Here is a 17,235-nt window from a genome sequence, read left to right on the forward strand (position 1 = left end):
CTAGGGATGGGGGGCCGCAAAGCAGGGCGAATCCTTTCGTCCAGTCCGGTGCCGAGCGGCACTGCCCCCCACCCAACCCTCCCCACCGCAAGCGGGGGGAGGGCTTGAGCCCGGTACTGACCGCTCCGCACCCAGACGTGACCGCGGCGCACAACTGTTTTACATGCAAATGGAACGGTGACCCCTGAGGCGGATAGGCAGCGCATGGACGACGCGGCGGATGCGGAAACGCAGCACAAGAACCACGCGGTCTATTTCGTGCCCGGTCTGCATCGCGGTCTGCGTGTCCTCGAGATCGTCGCGGCGGCACGCCGGCCCCTGAGCATCACCGAGATCGCCTCGGAGCTCGGCCTGACGCGCTCCTCGGTCTTCCGGCTGATCTATACGCTCCGCCATATGGGCTTCCTCGAGGAGGAGCAGTCGAAGCAGTTCGCGCTCGGGCCGCGCGTCCTCAATATCGGCTTCGCCTTCCTGGCCTCGAAGGACATCATCGAGATCGCCCGTCCCGAGCTGGAGGCGCTGCGCGACGAGACGCTGGTCTCGGCGCATCTGGCGATCCGCGACGAGCGTGACGTGCTCTATCTCAGCTGCGTGCAGACGCGCTCGGGCTTCCTCAGCAACATGAATGTAGGCTCGCGTGTGCCGGCCTATGCCTCGCCGATGGGCTGGCTGCTGCTCGCCGGCCTGCCGCAGGCTGAGCTGGAAGAGCTTTTCCGTAAGGAGCGCTTCGTGCCGCTGACGAGCCAGACCCCGACCACGACGCCGGAGCTGATCGCCACAGTGGAGGCGGCGGCCGCGCGTGGCCATGTCGTCAGCCGCGGCGTGATGGAGGCGGCGGGCAGCTCGATCTCGGCCCCGATCATCGACCGGCGCGGCACGGTCGTCGCGGCGATCGACATCTCCGGGCCGGACTCCGCCTTCGACCTCGACCAGATCGACGGCCGCTACCTCGCCGCGGTCAGGGCCGCGGCCAAGCGGATATCCGAACGGCTGGGCTAGAGGCCGAGGATCGCCCGCGCCTCGGCCGGCGTCGCCAGCGCGCCGCCCAAGTTCTCGATGATCGTGCCGGCCTTCTCGACCAGCTCGGCATTGTCGCGCGCCAGAACGCCCTTGCGGATATAGACATTGTCCTCGAGCCCGACGCGGACATGGCCGCCGAGCAGGAAGGCCTGCGCCAGCAGCGGGAACTCGTGCCGGCCGATACCGAACGCCGCCCAGATGCAGTCCGGCGGCAATTGCGAGGCGAAATAGACCAGCGTCTGCGGATTCGGGATCGCGCCATAGCGCACGCCGAGCACGACCTGGATCAGCAGCGGATTGCGCAGCACCCCGTCCGCCTGCAACGCCCTGGCGAGCTGGAGGTCGCCGCCATCGAACAGCTCCAGCTCGGGCAGCACGCCGGCGGCATAGATGCGCCTGGCCATCTCGGTGACGTTGCGCGGCGTGTTGATCACCACCGCGCTGCCGGAGAACATCGTGTTGAGGTCGAGCGTGCAGATCTCGGGCTTCAGCGCCTCGACATGCGCGACGCGGCGCTCCGGCGTGGTCAGCGTCGTGCCTGGCGCCGCGATCTTGGGATCGTCGATCCCCGGCACGAAGCGCCCGCCCTCGCCGGTCGAGAGGTTGAGGATGACATCCGAGCCGGACTGCCGGATGCGGTCGACGATCTCCGCGAAAAGGCGAAGGTCCATCGTGCCCTTGGTCGTGGCAGGGTCGCGGGCATGCAGATGCACCACCGCCGCACCGGCCTTGCCGGCCTCGATAGCGGCGGCCGCGATCTCGGCCGGCGTCACCGGCAGGCCAGGATGCTGCTCGCGCGTCGTCAGGTTGCCGGTGACGGCGCAGGTCAGGATGGTCTTGCGCGACAAGGCAATCGCTCCTCAGGCGGCGCTGCGGGCGGCGGGCAGGGTCGCGGCCAGCGCGGCCCCGAGCTTCTCGACGATCTCGTCGACATGGCCGGCGTCGATGGTGAAGGGCGGCGCCAGCAGGACATGGTCGCCATTGACGCCGTCGGCCGTGCCGCTCGATGGGTAGCAGATCAGGCCAAGGCCCTGCGCCGCCCGCTTGATATTGGCGGCGAGCCCCTCCTTCGCCGCGAAGGGCTGCTTGCTGTCGCGATCGGCGACGAGTTCGAGCGACTGCAGCAGGCCCCGCCCCCGGATGTCGCCGACATGCGGATGCTGGCCGAAGGCCTCGCCCAGCCGGCGCCACAGCAGCGCGCCCATGCGCTGGACATTGTCGAGCAGCCCGTCCTCCTCGATCGTCTCGATCACCGCGATCGAGGCGGCGCAGGCGACGGCGTGGCTCATATAGGTGTGGCCATTGGCGAGCAGGCCCGAACCGGCCTCGATCGCCTCGGCGACGCGCTCGCTCGCCATGGTCGCGGCGATCGGCTGGTAGCCGGCTCCCAGCCCCTTGGCGATGGTGATGATGTCGGGCCTGACGCCCTCCTGCGCGCTGACGAACATCGCCCCGGCGCGGCCCATGCCGCACATCACCTCGTCGGCGATGAAGAGCACGCCATGGCGGTCGCAGATCTCGCGGATGCGGGCGAAATAGCCAGGAACGGCGGTGACGCTGCCGAGCGTCGCCCCGACGATCGGCTCGGCGATGAAGGCCGCGACACTGTCGGGGCCGAGGCGCCGGATCTCGGCATCGAGCTCGTCGGCGACGCGCAGGCCGTATGCTTCTTCCGTCTCGCCCGCGCGTTGGTCGCGATAGGCGTAGCAGGGCGCAATCTGCGAGGTCTCGATCAGGATCGGCTGGTACAAAGCCCGCCGGCCGGCATGACCGCCGACCGCGAGCGCCCCCAGCGTGTTGCCGTGATAACTCATGCGCCGCGAGATGAAGCGGCTGCGCTGCGGCTGGCCGATTTCGACGAAATACTGCCGCGCCAGCTTCAGCGCCGCCTCCATCGCCTCAGAGCCGCTACCGAGGAAAGCGACGCGGCCCTTGCCGAAACCGGCCGGCGCGCGCTCGACCAGCATCTGCGCCAGCTTCTCGCTCGGCTCGTTCGTGAAGAAGGAGGTGTGGGCGTATTCAAGCTTGCCGAGCTGGGCGATGATCGCCGCGGTGACACGCGGATGGCCATGACCGAGGCAGGACACCGCCGCGCCGCCGCTGGCGTCGAGATAGCGCCTGCCCTCGGCATCGACGAGGTGGACGCCGTCTCCCGCCAGTGCGAGCTGCGGCGTGCTGCGGAGATTGCGATGGAGGACCGCCGACGCGTTCGCCCGGGGGCTGGGTTGTGACATGGCGCGCTCCGCAACCACAAGAATTCTGTTGATATGCAAAACACATTTTCGTATGAGAAACAAGAACGGAGTGGCCGAGCCTTGAGCCCGCGATCTTTGAGCCCACCACGGCAGCGTCCCTTTCACGGCATCCGGGTGCTCGACCTCACCCATGTGCTCGCTGGTCCGTTCTGCGCCTATCAGCTTGCTCTGCTCGGCGCCGATGTCGTCAAGATCGAGCCGCCGCAGATGCCGGACACGGCGCGCGGCCGCGGGCCGGATGATGCCCTCAACGCCGCCGGCCTCGGCATCAACTATCTCGTGCAGGGCTCGAACAAGCGCTCGCTAGCGCTCGACCTCGCCACGGAGGAAGGCCGGGCGATCCTGCTCGATCTCGTCGACGGGGCCGATGTGCTGATCGAGAATTATCGCGCCGGCGCGCTGGAGGCTCTCGGCCTCGGGGCGCAGGCGCTTTGCGCCCGCAATCCCCGGCTGATCCATTGCTCTATCACCGGCTTCGCCCGCGGCCATCAACGCGAGGCGGTCAATGCCTATGACAACGTCATCCAGGCGGCCTCGGGCGTGATGGCGCGCACCACCGGGCGCTCGGGCGAACCGGTGAAATCCGGTGCCTCCTTCATCGACTACGCCACCGGCTATGCCGCGGCCTTCGCGATCTCGGCCGCGCTGTTCCAGCGCCAGGCCAGCGGCAAGGGCCAGGTCATCGACTGCGCCATGTTCGACACCGCCCTGACCTTGATGGCGCCGGAGGCCGCCGCCGCGCTTTATGAAGGCCCCGTGCAGCCGCGCCCGAAGGAAGCCGGGCTCGGCACCTATGAGACAGCCGACGGCCTGCTGATGCTCGGCGCCTTCAATGTCAGGCAGAACAAGCGGCTCTGGGAAGCGCTCGACCGCCCCGACTTCGCCGCCCTAGACGGCTGGCCGGCGCTCTGGGGCGCTGCGCAGGCGATGCGTGAGGCTCTGGTGCCGATCATGCTGACCCGCACCGCGGCGGAATGGGAGGACTATCTGCACTCCATCGGCATCCCGGCGGAGCGCGTGCGCACGCTGGATGAGGCCGCCCGCCTGCCACATCTGCGCGAGCGCGGCTTCTTCCATAGGCTCGATGCCACGCTGCCGGGCGCAGCCTCCGTCTCGGTGCCGCTCGCCCCCTTCTCGTTCGCCACACAGGGTCCGGCGATCGACTGCCCCCCGCCGCGGCTCGGCGAGCACAGCGCCGAGATTCTCGCCGAGATCGGGCGCTCTCCGGCCGAGGTCGAAGCCCTGAGAGCGCAGGGCGTGATCGCATGATCGCCGCCGCCTTCCCCCGGCACGAGGCCGAGCTGCTCACGCGTCTGCCCGACGCGCTGCACTGGACTGGCGAGCCGACCGACTGGGTCCGCATCACGCGGCCGGGCCAGCGCCTGCATTCCTTCCTGGAAGGCCCCTGCTTCGACGCCGACGGGCATCTCTGGCTGGCCGACGTGCCCTATGGCCGCCTGTTCAGGATCGCGCCGGATGGCAGCTGGCAGCTCGCCTTCCAGTATGATGGCGAGCCGCATGGCTTACGTCCGCGCGGCGACGGAACCTGGTTGATCGTCGACTACCGTCGCGGCCTGCTATCCTTCGATCCCGCAAAGAAGACAGTCACGACGCTCTGCGCTCGGGTGAACACCGAACCGTTCCGCGGTCTCAGCGACCTCACCATCGCGCCGAACGGCGATGCCTGGCTCACCGATTCCGGCCGCACCAGCCTGTCCGACCCGACCGGGCGGGTCTACCGGCTGCGCCAGGGCGAAACGAAGCCCGAGCTGATCCTGGCGAACGTGCCCTATCCGAACGGCATCGCGCTCTCGCCGGACGGCAAGCTGGTCTATCTCGCCGCGACGCGCGCCAATGCCGTCTGGCGCTTCATGGCCGAGGCGCCTGATCCGGCCTGGCCGATGGTCGGCACCTTCCTCCAGCTCTCCGGCGGCCTCGGCCCGGACGGGCTCGCGGTTGATGCCTCCGGCCGGCTCGCCATCGCCCAGGCGCAGGCCGGGCGGCTCTATCTCGTCGACGCCCTCGGCGACCCCGTGGCGGTGGTGCATACGCCCGGCGGACTCTGGACGACCTCCTGCGCCTTCTCGCCGGACCAATCGATGCTGTTCATCATCGAGGCGCAGACCGGCAGCGTCTTCCGCATTCCCATGGCCACGCTTCTCGCAGGCTCCGCTTCAGGACATCGCTCATGACCATGCTGACGAAGGACACGCTCAAGGGCTTCGTGCCGGCCATCGTCACGCCCTTCGACGCGCGCGGCGAGATCATGATGGACGCCTTCTCTGACATCGTCGAGCATCTGATCGGCATCGGCGCGCAGGGCATCTGCGTCGCCGGCGACAATGGCGAGAGCTGGGCGCTCGATCGCGACGAGCGCGCCCGCCTGACCCGCCTAGCCGTCGAGCGCAGCGCCGGGCGCGTCCCGGTGATGATGGGCTGCACTGCCCCGGGCTCAAGGCAGACGATCCAGTATGCGCAGGCGGCGAAGGAGGCCGGCGCCAGCGGCATCTTGGTCATGCCGCAGACCTATGTACTGAAGGCGACGCGCGAGGAATTGCTGCGGCGCTTCGAACTGCTTGGCAAGGCGGTCGACATGCCGATCGTGCTCTACAACTCGCCGCGCCGGGCCGTGATCGAGCTCTCGATCGACGATGTCGAGGCGATCACCGACGTCGCCCCGGTCGTCGGCATCAAAGAGTCCAACCGCGACATCGGCCATCTCACCCGGCTGATCCGCCGCATGGGCGACCGCATCGCGGTGATGGTCGGCCCGGCCTATTACATCCTGGTCGGTAGCGCGCTCGGAGCATCCGGCTTCATCGCCACCGGCCCCGAACTCCTCGGCAAGACCGCCGGAAAGCTGATGGAGATCGGCCGCAAGGCCCCTGATGCCGACTATGTCGACGCCCATCACAAGCTGACCATCGTCTACGAGACGCTGATGTCGCTCGGCACCTGGCCGTCCTCCTTCAAGGCCGCGCTGAACCTGCAGGGCCTACCCGCCGGTGTGCCGCGCGACCCGCTGCTGCCGCTCGGCGGAGCCCAGCTCGACAAGCTCCGCGCCACGCTGGGTGAACTCGGCCTGCTGCCCGGCCGCTGAGATGGCAAGCAACCTGCGCATCGGCTCCACCTGGGCGCGGACGGTCAGCTTCCGCTTCGACGGCGAGACGTTGACGGCGCCCGAAGGCGAGACGCTCGCCGCTGCGCTCTATGCGCAGGGGCGGCGTACCTTGCGCATCAGCCGCGACGATGGCGGGCCGCGCGGCGCCTTCTGCTTCATGGGCGTCTGCCAGGAATGCGTTGTCTCGATCGACGGCAAGGTGACGGAAGCCTGCCGCACGCCGGTGCATGAGGGCCTGGTCGTGGAGAGCGTGCGGTGAGCGACTACGATCTCATCGTGCTCGGCGCAGGTCCCGCCGGGGCGGCAGCCGCGATCAAGGCCCGCAGCCTCGGCCTCCGCGTCGCCGTGATCGACGAGGCTCAGGCTGCCGGCGGCCAGGTCTATCGCGCCCCCTCCCCCGCGCTGACTGCGACGCTGCCCGATGCCGACCGGACGAAGGGCGACCAATTACGGGCGAAGCTCGCGGCCAGCGGCGCCGTTCTCTACGCCAACCATCGCGCCTGGTCGCTGACTCCAGGCTTCTCCGTCATCGCGATCGGCCCCGACGGCCCGCTGACGCTCGAAGCGCCCAATCTCATCGTCGCAGCCGGCGCGGTCGAGCGACATATCCCGGTCACCGGCTGGACCTTGCCCGGGGTGATCGGGCTGGCGGGCGCGACCATCCTGCTCAAGGCTCATGGCGTGCTACCGGGGCGCCGTGTCGTCGTCGCCGGTTCCGGCCCGCTCCTTCTGCTCGTCGCCAGCAAGATCGTCGCGGCGGGCGGCGAGGTCGCCGCGGTGGTCGATGCTGCGCCTCGCTCTGGCTGGCTCGTCCGGGCCGGCGCCATGCTGGCGCGGCCCGATCTGATGGCGAAAGGCGCGGGCTGGCTGCTAGCGCTGCTGAAGGCGCGGGTGCCGATCCATTCCGGTTCTGCGATCCGCAGGGTCCACGGCACCGACGGCATCGAAGCCGTCACCATCGGCCCGGTCGATCGCGACTGGCGGCCGGTCGGCAATGCGGAGCGGACGGTTCGCGCAGACGCCGTCTGCCTCGGCTACGGCCTGCTGCCCGCGACCGAGGTCACCCGGCTACTCGGCGCCGAGCATCGCTATGAGCCGGAGCTGGGCGGCTGGGTCCCGGCGGTGGACGCGTCGCTGCAGACCTCCGTACCCGGCCTGTTCGTCGCCGGCGATGGCGCCGGCGTGCGCGGGGCCGATGCCGCCCCGCTCTCGGGGGAACTCGCAGCGCTCGGCGTTATCAGCCGGCTCGGACTTGGTAGCGATCTCGCCAGCGAGGCTGGGAAGATCGAAGCCGCCTGGCACCGATCGGCACGCTTCGGCGCCGCGATGTCAGCACTCGCCATGCCGCCGCCCGGTGCCGCCGAGATGATCGCCGCCGGGACGACCGTCTGCCGCTGCGAGGGCCTCGCTCGCGCGACGCTCGACGCCGCGATCGCGACAGGAGCCAGGACGCTCGCCGATCTCAAGGCGATGACGCGCTGCGGCATGGGTCCCTGCGGCGGCCGCGTCTGCGGCGAGGCGGCGGCGATGCTGATCGGCGCCGCGACCGGCTGGGACCGCGCGACGATCGGCCAACCGAGCGCCCGCCCGCCTTTGCGCTCGGTGCCGCTCGCCGCGATCACTGGCGCGTTCGACTATGACGACTTGCCCATCCCCGCTCCGGCCCCGCTATGAGCGCGCTCTACGACCTCGCCGTCATCGGTGGCGGCATTCTGGGCAGCGCCGTCGCCTGCCGCGCCGCGGAAGGCGGCATGCGCACCATCGTCATCGAGCAGCAGACGCTCGGCAGCGGTGCCTCTGGCGTCAATGCCGGCACGCTCTCGCTGCAGATCAAGCGCGTCAAGCTGATGCCCTATGCCATCAAGGGCCATGCGCTTTGGGAGAAGGCCGGCGAGCGCGTCGGCTTCCACAAGACCGGCGGCATCACCCTCGCCTTCAACCAGCGCGAGGCCGAGCTCCTGCATGAGCGCATGGCCCTGAAGCGCGAGGCCGGCGCGCCGATCGAGCTGATCACGCCGGCGCGCGTCGCCGAGCTCGAGCCCAATCTGTCGCGCAAGGTCGTTGCCGCAAGCTGGTGCGGCGAGGACGGCTACGCCAATGCCAGCCTGTCCGGCGCTTATTACCGCGCCTTGCTCGAAGCGGCCGGCGTCGACATCCGCGAGCGTACACCGGTCACGGCGATCGACCGCAGCGTCGGCGCCTTCCAGCTCGCGACGCCGACAGGTCCTATCCGCGCGACCCGGCTGCTGCTCGCCTGCGGCGCCTGGCTCAAGGGTGCCGGCGCGATGCTCGGGCTCGACCTGCCGGTCCGCGCCCGCGTCAACACCGTCTCGGTCACCGAGCGCGGTCCGGCGCTGGTCGGCACGGTGGTCGGCCACGCCACCGGCCTGCTCACCTTGAAGCAAAAGCCCAATGGCAGCGTCCTGATCGGCGGCGGCTGGCAGGGCACGGGCTCGCCGGATGAAGGCCGCGGCTCGGTCGATCCGGCGACGCTATTGCCGAACCTGCGGCTCGCCATGTTCGCCGTGCCCGGCCTCGACCGCTTCCGCGTGGTGCGCTCCTGGACCGGCTTCGAGGCCAATGTGCCGGATTTCTATCCGCTCGCCGGCGCTGCGCCCGGCATCGACGACGCCTTCCTGCTCGGCTGCGTGCGCGGCGGCTACACCATCGGCCCCTATATCGGCGCGCTGATGGGCGATCTCATTCTCGGCCGTGAGCCGGAGCTGCCGCTCTTCGATCCCGGCCGCTTCGCAACGGCAGCCGCGGCGGCGGTGGCGTGACCCCGTTTCACGGCGCCGCGCTACGTTGATCAAACAGAGTTTTGTATATAAACAAATCTGACCAAGGGAGGGACGGCATGCCGCAGGAATCGTCGATCGGGGTCGCACGATGAGCGAGGCGCCCGTCACCACCAACCGGCTCGCGCCGCTCGCCGAGGACACGGTCGGTCCCTACTACCCCTATTCCTTCATCGACGGCGACCGCAGCGACCTGACGCGCCTGCATTACGGGCTGAGCGTCGGGCCGCAGGGGCAGCAGATCATCCTGCGCGGCCGCCTGCTCGACAGCGACGGCGCCATCGTCGACGACGCGCTGGTCGAGTTCTGGCAGGCCAACGCCGCCGGCATCCTGCGCACGCCGGACAATGGCAGCCACCCGCTACTCGACCCGTTCTTCGACGGCTTCGGCCGGCTGATCACCACGACCGAGCCCTTCGCCTTCAGGACGATCAAACCCGGCGCGCTCCCCGCCGAGGCGGGCATGGCGGCGCGCGCCCCGCATATCACTATGACGATGTTCTCCGACGGGATCACCCGGCTGGTCACGCAGATCTTCTTCGACGACGAGCCAGAGGCCAACGCGCAGGACCCGCTGCTGTCGAGCCTTCCGGGCGAGCTGCGCGAGCGCTTGATCGCCAGGCGGGCGGAGGCGTCAGCCGAAGGCCCGGCGGTCTACGAGATCGCGATCGTGATGCGTGGCCCGGGCGAGACACCCTTCTTCGACGATCTTTCGAGCTGAGCGGAGGCGAAGCGATGTCCCTGATCATCGACCGCGGCCGCCTGATGCTGCCGGGCCCCACCGATGGCGCGGCGGAACGGCGCGTGCCGAGCGAGCGCTTGCACCTGATCCCGGAGGCTGCGCGGCGCAGCTTTGTGCCCTGGGTCAGCGACCTGCCCGGCCTCAAGCTCGGCGAGAACGACCTGACCCGGATCGCGCCCGGCCGGCCGCAAGCCGAGGGCGAGGTCATCGAGATCTCAGGTCATGTCCTCGACGAGTTCGGCCGCCCGGTCCGCAACACGCTGGTCGAGGTCTGGAACGCCAATAAATGGGGCCGCTACGCCCATGTGAAGGACCCGGTGCGCGAGCGGCTCGATCCGAACTTCCTCGGCTTCGGCCGGACGATGACCGACGAGGCCGGACGCTACCGCTTCCGCACCATCATGCCGGGCTCTTATCTGGCACGGCCCGACATCGACCGCTGGCGCCCGGCCCATGTCCATGTCTCGATCCGCGGCGGCTCGGCCAGGCTGATCGCCCAGATGTATTTTGCGGGCGACCCGCATCTCACCCGCGATCCGATGTTCATCCTGCTCGGCGAGGCGCAAGCCCGCCACTTCGGCAACCTCGTCGGGCAAGGTCCGGACGGCGAGGCGCTCTATCGCTGGGACATCGTGATCGGCGGGCGCAACACCGCCTATTTCGAGAACTAGGCTGCCGCCTTGCGCCGCTCGGTGACCGTGAGAGCAAGGCCGCCGAGCACCAGCAGCACGCCGAGCACGAAGAACAACCCCAGCTCGTCACCGAACATCACAGCCGCCGTGGCGACACCGACGACCGGCTGAAGATACTGAATGCCGGCGGCGATGCGTGCCGGCACCGTGCGCAGCAGATGCAGCCAGAGGAACAGGCCCGCCACCGTCACCACGATGCCGAGATAGACCGCCGTCGCGAGGCCCGTGGTCGTCACCTGGAACGGGACATGCCACATCTCCCAGGCCGCCCAGGGCAGGAGCGCGAGGAAGCCGAAGACGGTGCTCCAGGCGGCAACGGTGGCGGTGCCGTACTGCTCGGTCAACTCGACGCTCCAGACATAGTAGAAGGCGATCGTCAGCGCCGAGAGCAGCACCAGCGCCGCGCCGGTGAGCGTGGTCTGCGATGTCGCGACAGCCGCGTCGCCGCGCCCGGAGGCGACCAGCGCGATCCCGGCGAAGGCCGCGAGCAGCCCCAGCGCCTGCAGGCCGGACACCGATTGCCGCAAGCGCGCTGCGGCAAAGACGACGACGAAGATCGGGATGGTCGCGGAGATGATGGTTGCGACCGAGGCCGAGGTGCCGACGACGCCGAAGGTCTGCGCCACCTGCCCGATGCCGATGCCGAGGACGCCGAGGGCGGCGACGCGCGGCAGCGCCCGGCGCGGCAGGCGCTGCTTGCCGATGACGAGCAGGAACATCAGCGGCAGGGCGATGCCGAAGCGCAGCGCGGTCAGGGTCAGCGGCGGCAGCGTGAGCAGGCCGAGCTTGGTGATCGGGATCGAGACGCCCCACATCAGCGCGAGCAGCAGCATCGCTGCGAAACTGCCGACGGAGGGGCTGTAGCGGGTAGCCAGTGCGGTTTGGCTCATCGGGCGGTCTTCATGCGTTGGAGGCGCGCGACGAAGGCGTTGCGTGAGCGCAGGCTGTAGGTCTTCCACCATCGCCCGACAAACCATTTGTCGTCACGCCATGAGTGAGCAACACTCACGCATGATCTCGCCGTTCAACCGCCTTCCGCCACTGCAGACGCTCCGCGCTTTCGAAGCGGCCGGGCGGCTGTTGAGCATGACGCTGGCGGCGCAGGAGCTGAACCTCACCCATGGCGCGGTAAGCCGCCATGTGAAGACGCTGGAAGCGCATCTCGGCCTCGCTCTGTTCGAGCGCCTGACACGGCGGATCGTGCTGACCGAGGCGGGGGCCACGTTTCTCGCGGTCGTCGCCCGCAGCCTCGCGGAGCTGACGCGGGAGGCCGAACGCCTGCGCAGCCTGAACGTCGCGACGCGCCTGACGCTGAGCACGAGCGTGTCCCTCGCCAGCAAATGGCTGGCGCCGCGCCTGCATCGGCTGATGGTCCGTCTCCCGGACTACGATGTCCATCTCGATGTGACCGACATCAATGTCGATCTTTCCGACGGGCGCATCGACGCCGCCGTGCGCTACGGCGCCGGGCAGTATCCGAACGCGGTCGCAGAACGCATCCTCGACGAGACCGTCACGCCCGTCTGCAGCCCGGCTTACGCGAGCAAGATCGGCGCCCGGGCGGCGCCAGCAGAGCTGGCGCGCTGCACCTTGCTGCATGAGGATCGCATGCTGGCGAACTGGGAGCAGTGGTTCGCGCTAGCCGGCCTGGCACAGCTCCGCAGCCGCGGCCCGGCCTATAGCCATGGCAGCCTCGCGATCGAAGCGGCGCTACGCGGCGAAGGCGTGGCGCTCGGGCGCAGCATGCTCGTGGCGGAGGACCTCGCGGCCGGACGCCTCGTCGCGCCCTTTCCCGAGCTGACGCTCAAAGCCGAGCGCGGCTACGATCTGGTCTACCGTCCGGGCAACCAGGACCATCCCAAGGTCCGCGCAGTGCGCGACTGGCTCGCCGACGAGATCAGGCTTTTCCTGAGCAGCATCGGCCGATAGGCCGGCATCCTGGCCGGCGCGAGGATGGCGGCCACTCGGGAACGCCGCTCACTCGTAGCGCGCTTCCATCCGCCGATCGATCGTCAGCGCCGCCAGCGTGCAGAGCGCGCCGGAGAGTAGGTAGACGCCGACCCAGGCGAGGCCGAAGGTGCTCGACACCGTGAGCGCGACCAGCGGCGCGAAGCCCGCGCCGAGCAGCCAGGCAAGGTCGGAGGTCAGGGCTGCCCCGGTATAGCGGTATTGCTGGCCGAAGCTCGAGGCGACCGCGCCGGCCGTCTGGCCATAGGAGAGGCCGAGCAGCCCGAAGCCGATGATCACATAGATCGTCTGCCCGGCCTGGCTGTCGCCGAAGAGCAGCGGCGCGATGATGCTCGACAGGCTGAACAGCCCGATCATCGCGCCGGAGAGCAGCAGCGTGTTGCGCCGCCCGATCTGGTCGGCGATCAGGCCGGAGGTGACGATCGCTCCGGCGCCGACGACGCCGCCCGCAGCCTGGACCAGCAGGAACTCCGAGACCGAACGACTGGTGAAGAGATTGATCCAGCTGACCGGGAAGATGGTGACGAGATGGAAGAGCGCGAAGCTCGCCAGCGGCACGAAGGCGCCGAGGATGAGCGTGCTGCCATGGACGCGGACGAGCTCGGAGACCCGCACCGGCACGAGCTCGCGCGTTGTCATCAGCTCCGCGAATTCATGGGTCGCGACCATGCGCAAGCGGGCGAACAACGCGACGACGTTGATCGTCAGGGCGACGAAGAAGGGATAGCGCCAGCCCCAGCCGAGGAAATCCTCCTTCGAGAGCGCGCCCTCGAAATAGGCGAAGAGCCCGGCGGCGAGGATGAAGCCGAAGGGGGCGCCGAGCTGCGGCAGCATGGTGTACCAGCCACGCCGATTGGCGGGGGCATTCAGCGCCAGCAACGAGGACAGGCCGTCCCAGGCGCCGCCGAGCGCAATGCCCTGCAGCAGGCGGAAGGCGGCCAGAATGACGCAGGACCAGATGCCGATCGTCTGGTAGCCCGGCAGGAAGGCGATGGCGGCGGTCGAGCCGCCGAGCAGGAAGAGAGCCGCGGTGAGCTTGGTCGTCCGGCCGTAATTGCGGTCGATCGCGAAGAACAGCACCGAGCCGAGCGGGCGCGTCACGAAGGCGAGCGCGAAGATGCCGAACGCGTAGAGCGTGCCGGTGAGTCGGTCGACGAACGGGAAGACGAGCTCGGGGAAGACCAGCACGCAGCCGAGGCCGAAGACGAAGAAGTCGAAATATTCCGAGGTTCGCCCGATGATGACGCCGAGCGCGATATCGGCCGGGCTGACGTGGTCCTTCCCGTGATCTTCCGCCGGAAGGGCCGATGGCTGGATCGTCGCGTCAGCGCTCATGACCGCGAATTCCTAAGCTGGCGGCCGCCCGGAGAGACCGGACTTGCCCGCACCTCTGACAAATGGATACGGTGGATAGAAGCAACACGTCAAACTGCCGCAATGGGACAGATTGTCTTATGTGCGGCGCGAAAGAATGGACCTAGAGAACGTCAGTTCCCGGAACGGGGAGGCCTCGACTCTCTTGCGGATCTTTCGAATCATAGCGGTTCTGCCGCTTTTCGCGCTGCTCGGCGGCTGCCAATGGGTGTTGCTGGCGCCGTCAGGCGATGTTGCGCTGCAGCAACGAAACCTGCTGCTGGCCTCCACCGCGCTGATGCTGCTCGTCATCGTCCCGGTGATGGCGCTGACGATCTTCTTCGCCTGGCGCTACCGCGCCTCCGCCAGGGCCGCCTATGATCCGGATTGGAACCATTCGCTGCCGCTCGAGGTGGTGATCTGGTCCGTGCCGCTGCTGATCATCATCGTCATCGGCGCGATGACCTGGATGGGCACGCATCTGCTCGATCCCTACCGGCCACTCAATCGCATCGCCGCCGGCAAGCCGATCGTCGAGGCGCGGGCGGGCAGCAGCGCGATCAGGAAGCAGCCGCTGGTGATCCAGGTCGTGGCGCTCGACTGGAAATGGCTCTTCATCTATCCGGCGCAGGGCATTGCCTCTCTCAACGAGGTGGTCGCGCCGGTCGACCAGCCGATCGAGTTCCGCATAACCTCGTCCGCGGTGATGAACTCGCTGTTCATTCCGGCACTGGCCGGCCAGATCTACGCCATGCCGGGCATGCAGACCAAGCTCAACGCGGTGATCAATCACCCCGGCGAGTTCGAGGGCTTCTCCGCCAATTACAGCGGCGCCGGCTTCTCCGACATGCGCTTCCGCTTCCGCGGCGTCGACGATGCGGCCTTCGGCGAGTGGGTGCAGGGCGCGATCCGGGGCGGCAGCACGCTCGGGCGCGACGAATATCTCGTGCTGGAGCGGCCGAGCGAGCGCGAGGCGGTTCGCTATTTCCGCGACGTCCCGTCCGATCTCTTCACGGCCGTCCTCAACATGTGCGTCGACCGCGCCAAGATGTGCACGCGCGACATGATGGCGATGGACGCCAAGGGCGGCGGCGGCAAGGAAGGTATCCATACCGTCGCAGCCCTCGAATACGACAAGAGCGTGCGCCGCGGCGGTCTGCCGCTGCCGCCGCGGCCGTTCGTCATGGCGATCTGCACGCCGACCGATGTCTACGGCGCCGCGGGCCTGTCGGCCCGCGCCGTCAACTAACCTGATCCGCGCCGGCGAGCCGAGGGAAGCATGACCTCCTATCCCGACTGGTGGAAGCTCATCTTCGGACGCTTCACCCTAGAGGCGATCCCCTATCACGAGCCGATCCTGATCGGGACCTTCGCCGCCGTCCTGCTCGGCGGGCTCGTCGTGCTGGCGCTGATCACCCGCTACAAGCTCTGGGGCTATCTCTGGCACGAGTGGTTCACCAGCGTGGACCACAAGAAGATCGGGATCATGTACATGATCCTCGGCGTCGTCATGCTGCTGCGCGGCTTCGCCGACGCGCTGATGATGCGCGGCCAGCAGGCAATCGCCTTCGCCGGCAACGAGGGCTATCTGCCGCCGCATCATTACGACCAGATCTTCACCGCCCATGGCGTGATCATGATCTTCTTCGTGGCGATGCCGTTCGTCACCGGCCTGATGAACTATGTCGTGCCGCTGCAGATCGGCGCGCGCGACGTCGCCTTCCCCTTCCTCAACAATTTCAGCTTCTGGATGACCGTCGGCGGCGCCGTGCTGATCATGGCCTCGCTGTTCATCGGCGAGTTCGCCAAGGTCGGCTGGCTCGCCTATCCGCCGCTCTCGGGGGCCGCCTACTCGCCCGGGGTAGGCATGGACTACTATCTCTGGGGCCTGCAGATCGCAGGCATCGGCACGACCTTGTCCGGCGTCAACCTGATCGCGACCATCGTCAAGATGCGCGCGCCCGGCATGGACATGATGAAGATGCCGGTCTTCACCTGGACGTCGCTCTGCACCAACGTGCTGATCGTCGCGACCTTCCCGATCCTGGCGGCGACGCTCGCCCTGCTGACGCTCGACCGCTATGTCGGCACCAACTTCTTCACGAACGATCTCGGCGGCAACCCGATGATGTACGTGAACCTGATCTGGATCTGGGGCCACCCTGAGGTCTACATCCTGATCCTGCCGATCTTCGGCGTCTATTCCGAAGTCGCCTCGGCCTTCTGCGGCAAGCGCCTCTTCGGCTACGCCTCGATGGTCTATGCGACGGTGGTGATCACCATCCTGTCCTATCTGGTCTGGCTGCACCATTTCTTCACGATGGGCTCGGGCGCCAGCGTGAACTCCTTCTTCGGCATCACGACGATGATCATCTCGATCCCGACGGGCGCGAAGATCTTCAACTGGCTGTTCACGATGTATCGTGGCCGCATCCGCTTCGAATTGCCGATGATGTGGCTGCTCGCCTTCATGATCACCTTCGTCATCGGCGGCATGACCGGCGTCATGCTGGCAGTGCCGCCGGCCGATTTCGTGCTGCACAACAGCCTGTTCCTGATCGCCCATTTCCACAACGTCATCATCGGCGGCGTGGTCTTCGGCGTCTTCGCCGGCATCGCCTACTGGTTCCCCAAGGCTTTCGGCTTCAAGCTCGACCGGTTCTGGGGCGTCCTTTCCTTCTGGTTCTGGGTCATCGGCTTCTACGTCGCCTTCATGCCGCTCTACATCCTCGGCCTGATGGGTGTGACGCGCCGTCTCAGCCGCTTCGAGGACCCCTCGCTGCAGATCTGGTTCGTGATCGCGGCGCTCGGCGCGGTGCTGATCGCGCTCGGCATCCTCTGCTTCCTGATCCAGATCGGCGTCAGCATCCTGCGCCGCGAGCAGCTGCGCGATACCACCGGCGATCCCTGGGACGGACGCACGCTGGAATGGTCGACCTCCTCGCCGCCGCCGGCCTACAACTTCGCCTTCACGCCGATCGTGCACGACCTCGACGCCTGGGCCGACATGAAGAAGCGCGGCTACACCCGCCCGCTCGCCGGTTTCCGGCCGATCCACATGCCCAGGAACACCGGCGCCGGTATCATCATCGCCGGGCTGGCAACGATCTGCGGCTTCGCCCTGATCTGGTACATCTGGTGGCTGGCGGCGCTCTCCTTCGTCGCCGTGCTCGCAACCGTGATCACCCACACCTTCAACTACGACCGCGACTTCCACATCCCCGCCGACGAGGTGGTGCAGGCGGAAGATGCGCGCACGCAACTGCTCGGCCGGGCCTGAGGGGCG

At 68.2% G+C, this 17,235-nt stretch carries 16 protein-coding genes; 12 read left to right on the plus strand and 4 right to left on the minus strand.

The features are described 5' to 3' along the window. Positions 1–204: 204 nt before the first annotated feature. Complete coding sequence (locus tag GV161_RS01535; protein WP_152012166.1) at positions 205–999, plus strand: IclR family transcriptional regulator; 795 nt, start codon at positions 205–207, stop codon at positions 997–999. On the opposite strand, the gene GV161_RS01540 is transcribed toward GV161_RS01535, so the two are convergent. Both GV161_RS01540 and GV161_RS01545 read right to left on the minus strand, forming a co-directional pair. Further along, positions 996–1,868, minus strand: coding sequence for a 3-keto-5-aminohexanoate cleavage protein (locus tag GV161_RS01540; RefSeq protein WP_152012165.1), 873 nt, complete (start codon positions 1,866–1,868; stop codon positions 996–998). The genes GV161_RS01535 and GV161_RS01540 overlap by 4 nt on opposite strands. 12 nt (positions 1,869–1,880) lie before the next feature. Then, positions 1,881–3,254, minus strand: a complete 1,374-nt coding sequence (locus GV161_RS01545) for an aspartate aminotransferase family protein (RefSeq protein WP_152012164.1) — start codon at positions 3,252–3,254, stop codon at positions 1,881–1,883. Between the two features lie 96 nt (positions 3,255–3,350). On the opposite strand from GV161_RS01545, the gene GV161_RS01550 reads away from it, so the two are divergent. The 8 genes from GV161_RS01550 (at position 3,351) to GV161_RS01585 (ending at position 10,607) form a co-directional block, all read left to right on the plus strand. Continuing rightward, positions 3,351–4,544: a CoA transferase gene (locus tag GV161_RS01550; protein ID WP_244623883.1), complete on the plus strand. Its 1,194-nt coding sequence runs from the start codon at positions 3,351–3,353 to the stop codon at positions 4,542–4,544. After that, positions 4,541–5,467 carry an SMP-30/gluconolactonase/LRE family protein gene (locus tag GV161_RS01555; RefSeq protein ID WP_152012162.1) on the plus strand — a complete coding sequence of 309 codons (927 nt, stop codon included), beginning with the start codon at positions 4,541–4,543 and terminating at the stop codon, positions 5,465–5,467. Before GV161_RS01550 ends, GV161_RS01555 begins: the two co-directional genes overlap by 4 nt. After that, a complete protein-coding gene (locus GV161_RS01560) occupies positions 5,464–6,375 on the plus strand; it encodes a dihydrodipicolinate synthase family protein (RefSeq protein WP_244623882.1) in 912 nt (303 codons plus the stop codon). The genes GV161_RS01555 and GV161_RS01560 overlap by 4 nt, the downstream gene beginning before the upstream one ends. A gap of 1 nt (position 6,376) precedes the next feature. Continuing rightward, positions 6,377–6,655 (plus strand): (2Fe-2S)-binding protein, encoded by a 279-nt coding sequence (locus GV161_RS01565; protein ID WP_152012161.1) that lies wholly within the window; start codon positions 6,377–6,379, stop codon positions 6,653–6,655. Then, complete coding sequence (locus tag GV161_RS01570; RefSeq protein WP_152012160.1) at positions 6,652–8,070, plus strand: FAD-dependent oxidoreductase; 1,419 nt, start codon at positions 6,652–6,654, stop codon at positions 8,068–8,070. Before GV161_RS01565 ends, GV161_RS01570 begins: the two co-directional genes overlap by 4 nt. Next, a complete protein-coding gene (locus tag GV161_RS01575) occupies positions 8,067–9,176 on the plus strand; it encodes an FAD-binding oxidoreductase (RefSeq protein WP_152012159.1) in 1,110 nt (369 codons plus the stop codon). Before GV161_RS01570 ends, GV161_RS01575 begins: the two co-directional genes overlap by 4 nt. A gap of 109 nt (positions 9,177–9,285) precedes the next feature. After that, positions 9,286–9,915, plus strand: a complete 630-nt coding sequence (gene pcaG / locus GV161_RS01580; protein ID WP_152012158.1) for a protocatechuate 3,4-dioxygenase subunit alpha — start codon at positions 9,286–9,288, stop codon at positions 9,913–9,915. 14 nt (positions 9,916–9,929) lie between these two features. Then, positions 9,930–10,607, plus strand: a complete 678-nt coding sequence (locus GV161_RS01585; protein ID WP_201302968.1) for a protocatechuate 3,4-dioxygenase subunit beta — start codon at positions 9,930–9,932, stop codon at positions 10,605–10,607. On the opposite strand, the gene GV161_RS01590 is transcribed toward GV161_RS01585, so the two are convergent. After that, positions 10,604–11,518: an EamA family transporter gene (locus GV161_RS01590; protein ID WP_244623881.1), complete on the minus strand. Its 915-nt coding sequence runs from the start codon at positions 11,516–11,518 to the stop codon at positions 10,604–10,606. The two genes, GV161_RS01585 and GV161_RS01590, sit on opposite strands and share 4 nt — an antisense overlap. 121 nt (positions 11,519–11,639) lie before the next feature. Between GV161_RS01590 and gcvA the strand changes: the two genes are divergently transcribed. Then, positions 11,640–12,557 carry a transcriptional regulator GcvA gene (gcvA, locus tag GV161_RS01595; protein WP_152012157.1) on the plus strand — a complete coding sequence of 306 codons (918 nt, stop codon included), beginning with the start codon at positions 11,640–11,642 and terminating at the stop codon, positions 12,555–12,557. A gap of 48 nt (positions 12,558–12,605) precedes the next feature. Here gcvA and GV161_RS01600 read toward each other — a convergent pair whose 3' ends face one another. After that, complete coding sequence (locus GV161_RS01600) at positions 12,606–13,931, minus strand: MFS transporter (RefSeq protein ID WP_152012156.1); 1,326 nt, start codon at positions 13,929–13,931, stop codon at positions 12,606–12,608. 184 nt (positions 13,932–14,115) lie between these two features. On the opposite strand from GV161_RS01600, the gene cyoA reads away from it, so the two are divergent. Beyond that, positions 14,116–15,198, plus strand: coding sequence for a ubiquinol oxidase subunit II (cyoA, locus tag GV161_RS01605; protein ID WP_152012155.1), 1,083 nt, complete (start codon positions 14,116–14,118; stop codon positions 15,196–15,198). A gap of 30 nt (positions 15,199–15,228) precedes the next feature. After that, positions 15,229–17,229: a cytochrome o ubiquinol oxidase subunit I gene (cyoB, locus tag GV161_RS01610; RefSeq protein ID WP_152012154.1), complete on the plus strand. Its 2,001-nt coding sequence runs from the start codon at positions 15,229–15,231 to the stop codon at positions 17,227–17,229. Positions 17,230–17,235 lie beyond the last annotated feature (6 nt).

Source organism: Bosea sp. 29B (assembly GCF_902506165.1).
Classification (GTDB): domain Bacteria; phylum Pseudomonadota; class Alphaproteobacteria; order Rhizobiales; family Beijerinckiaceae; genus Allobosea.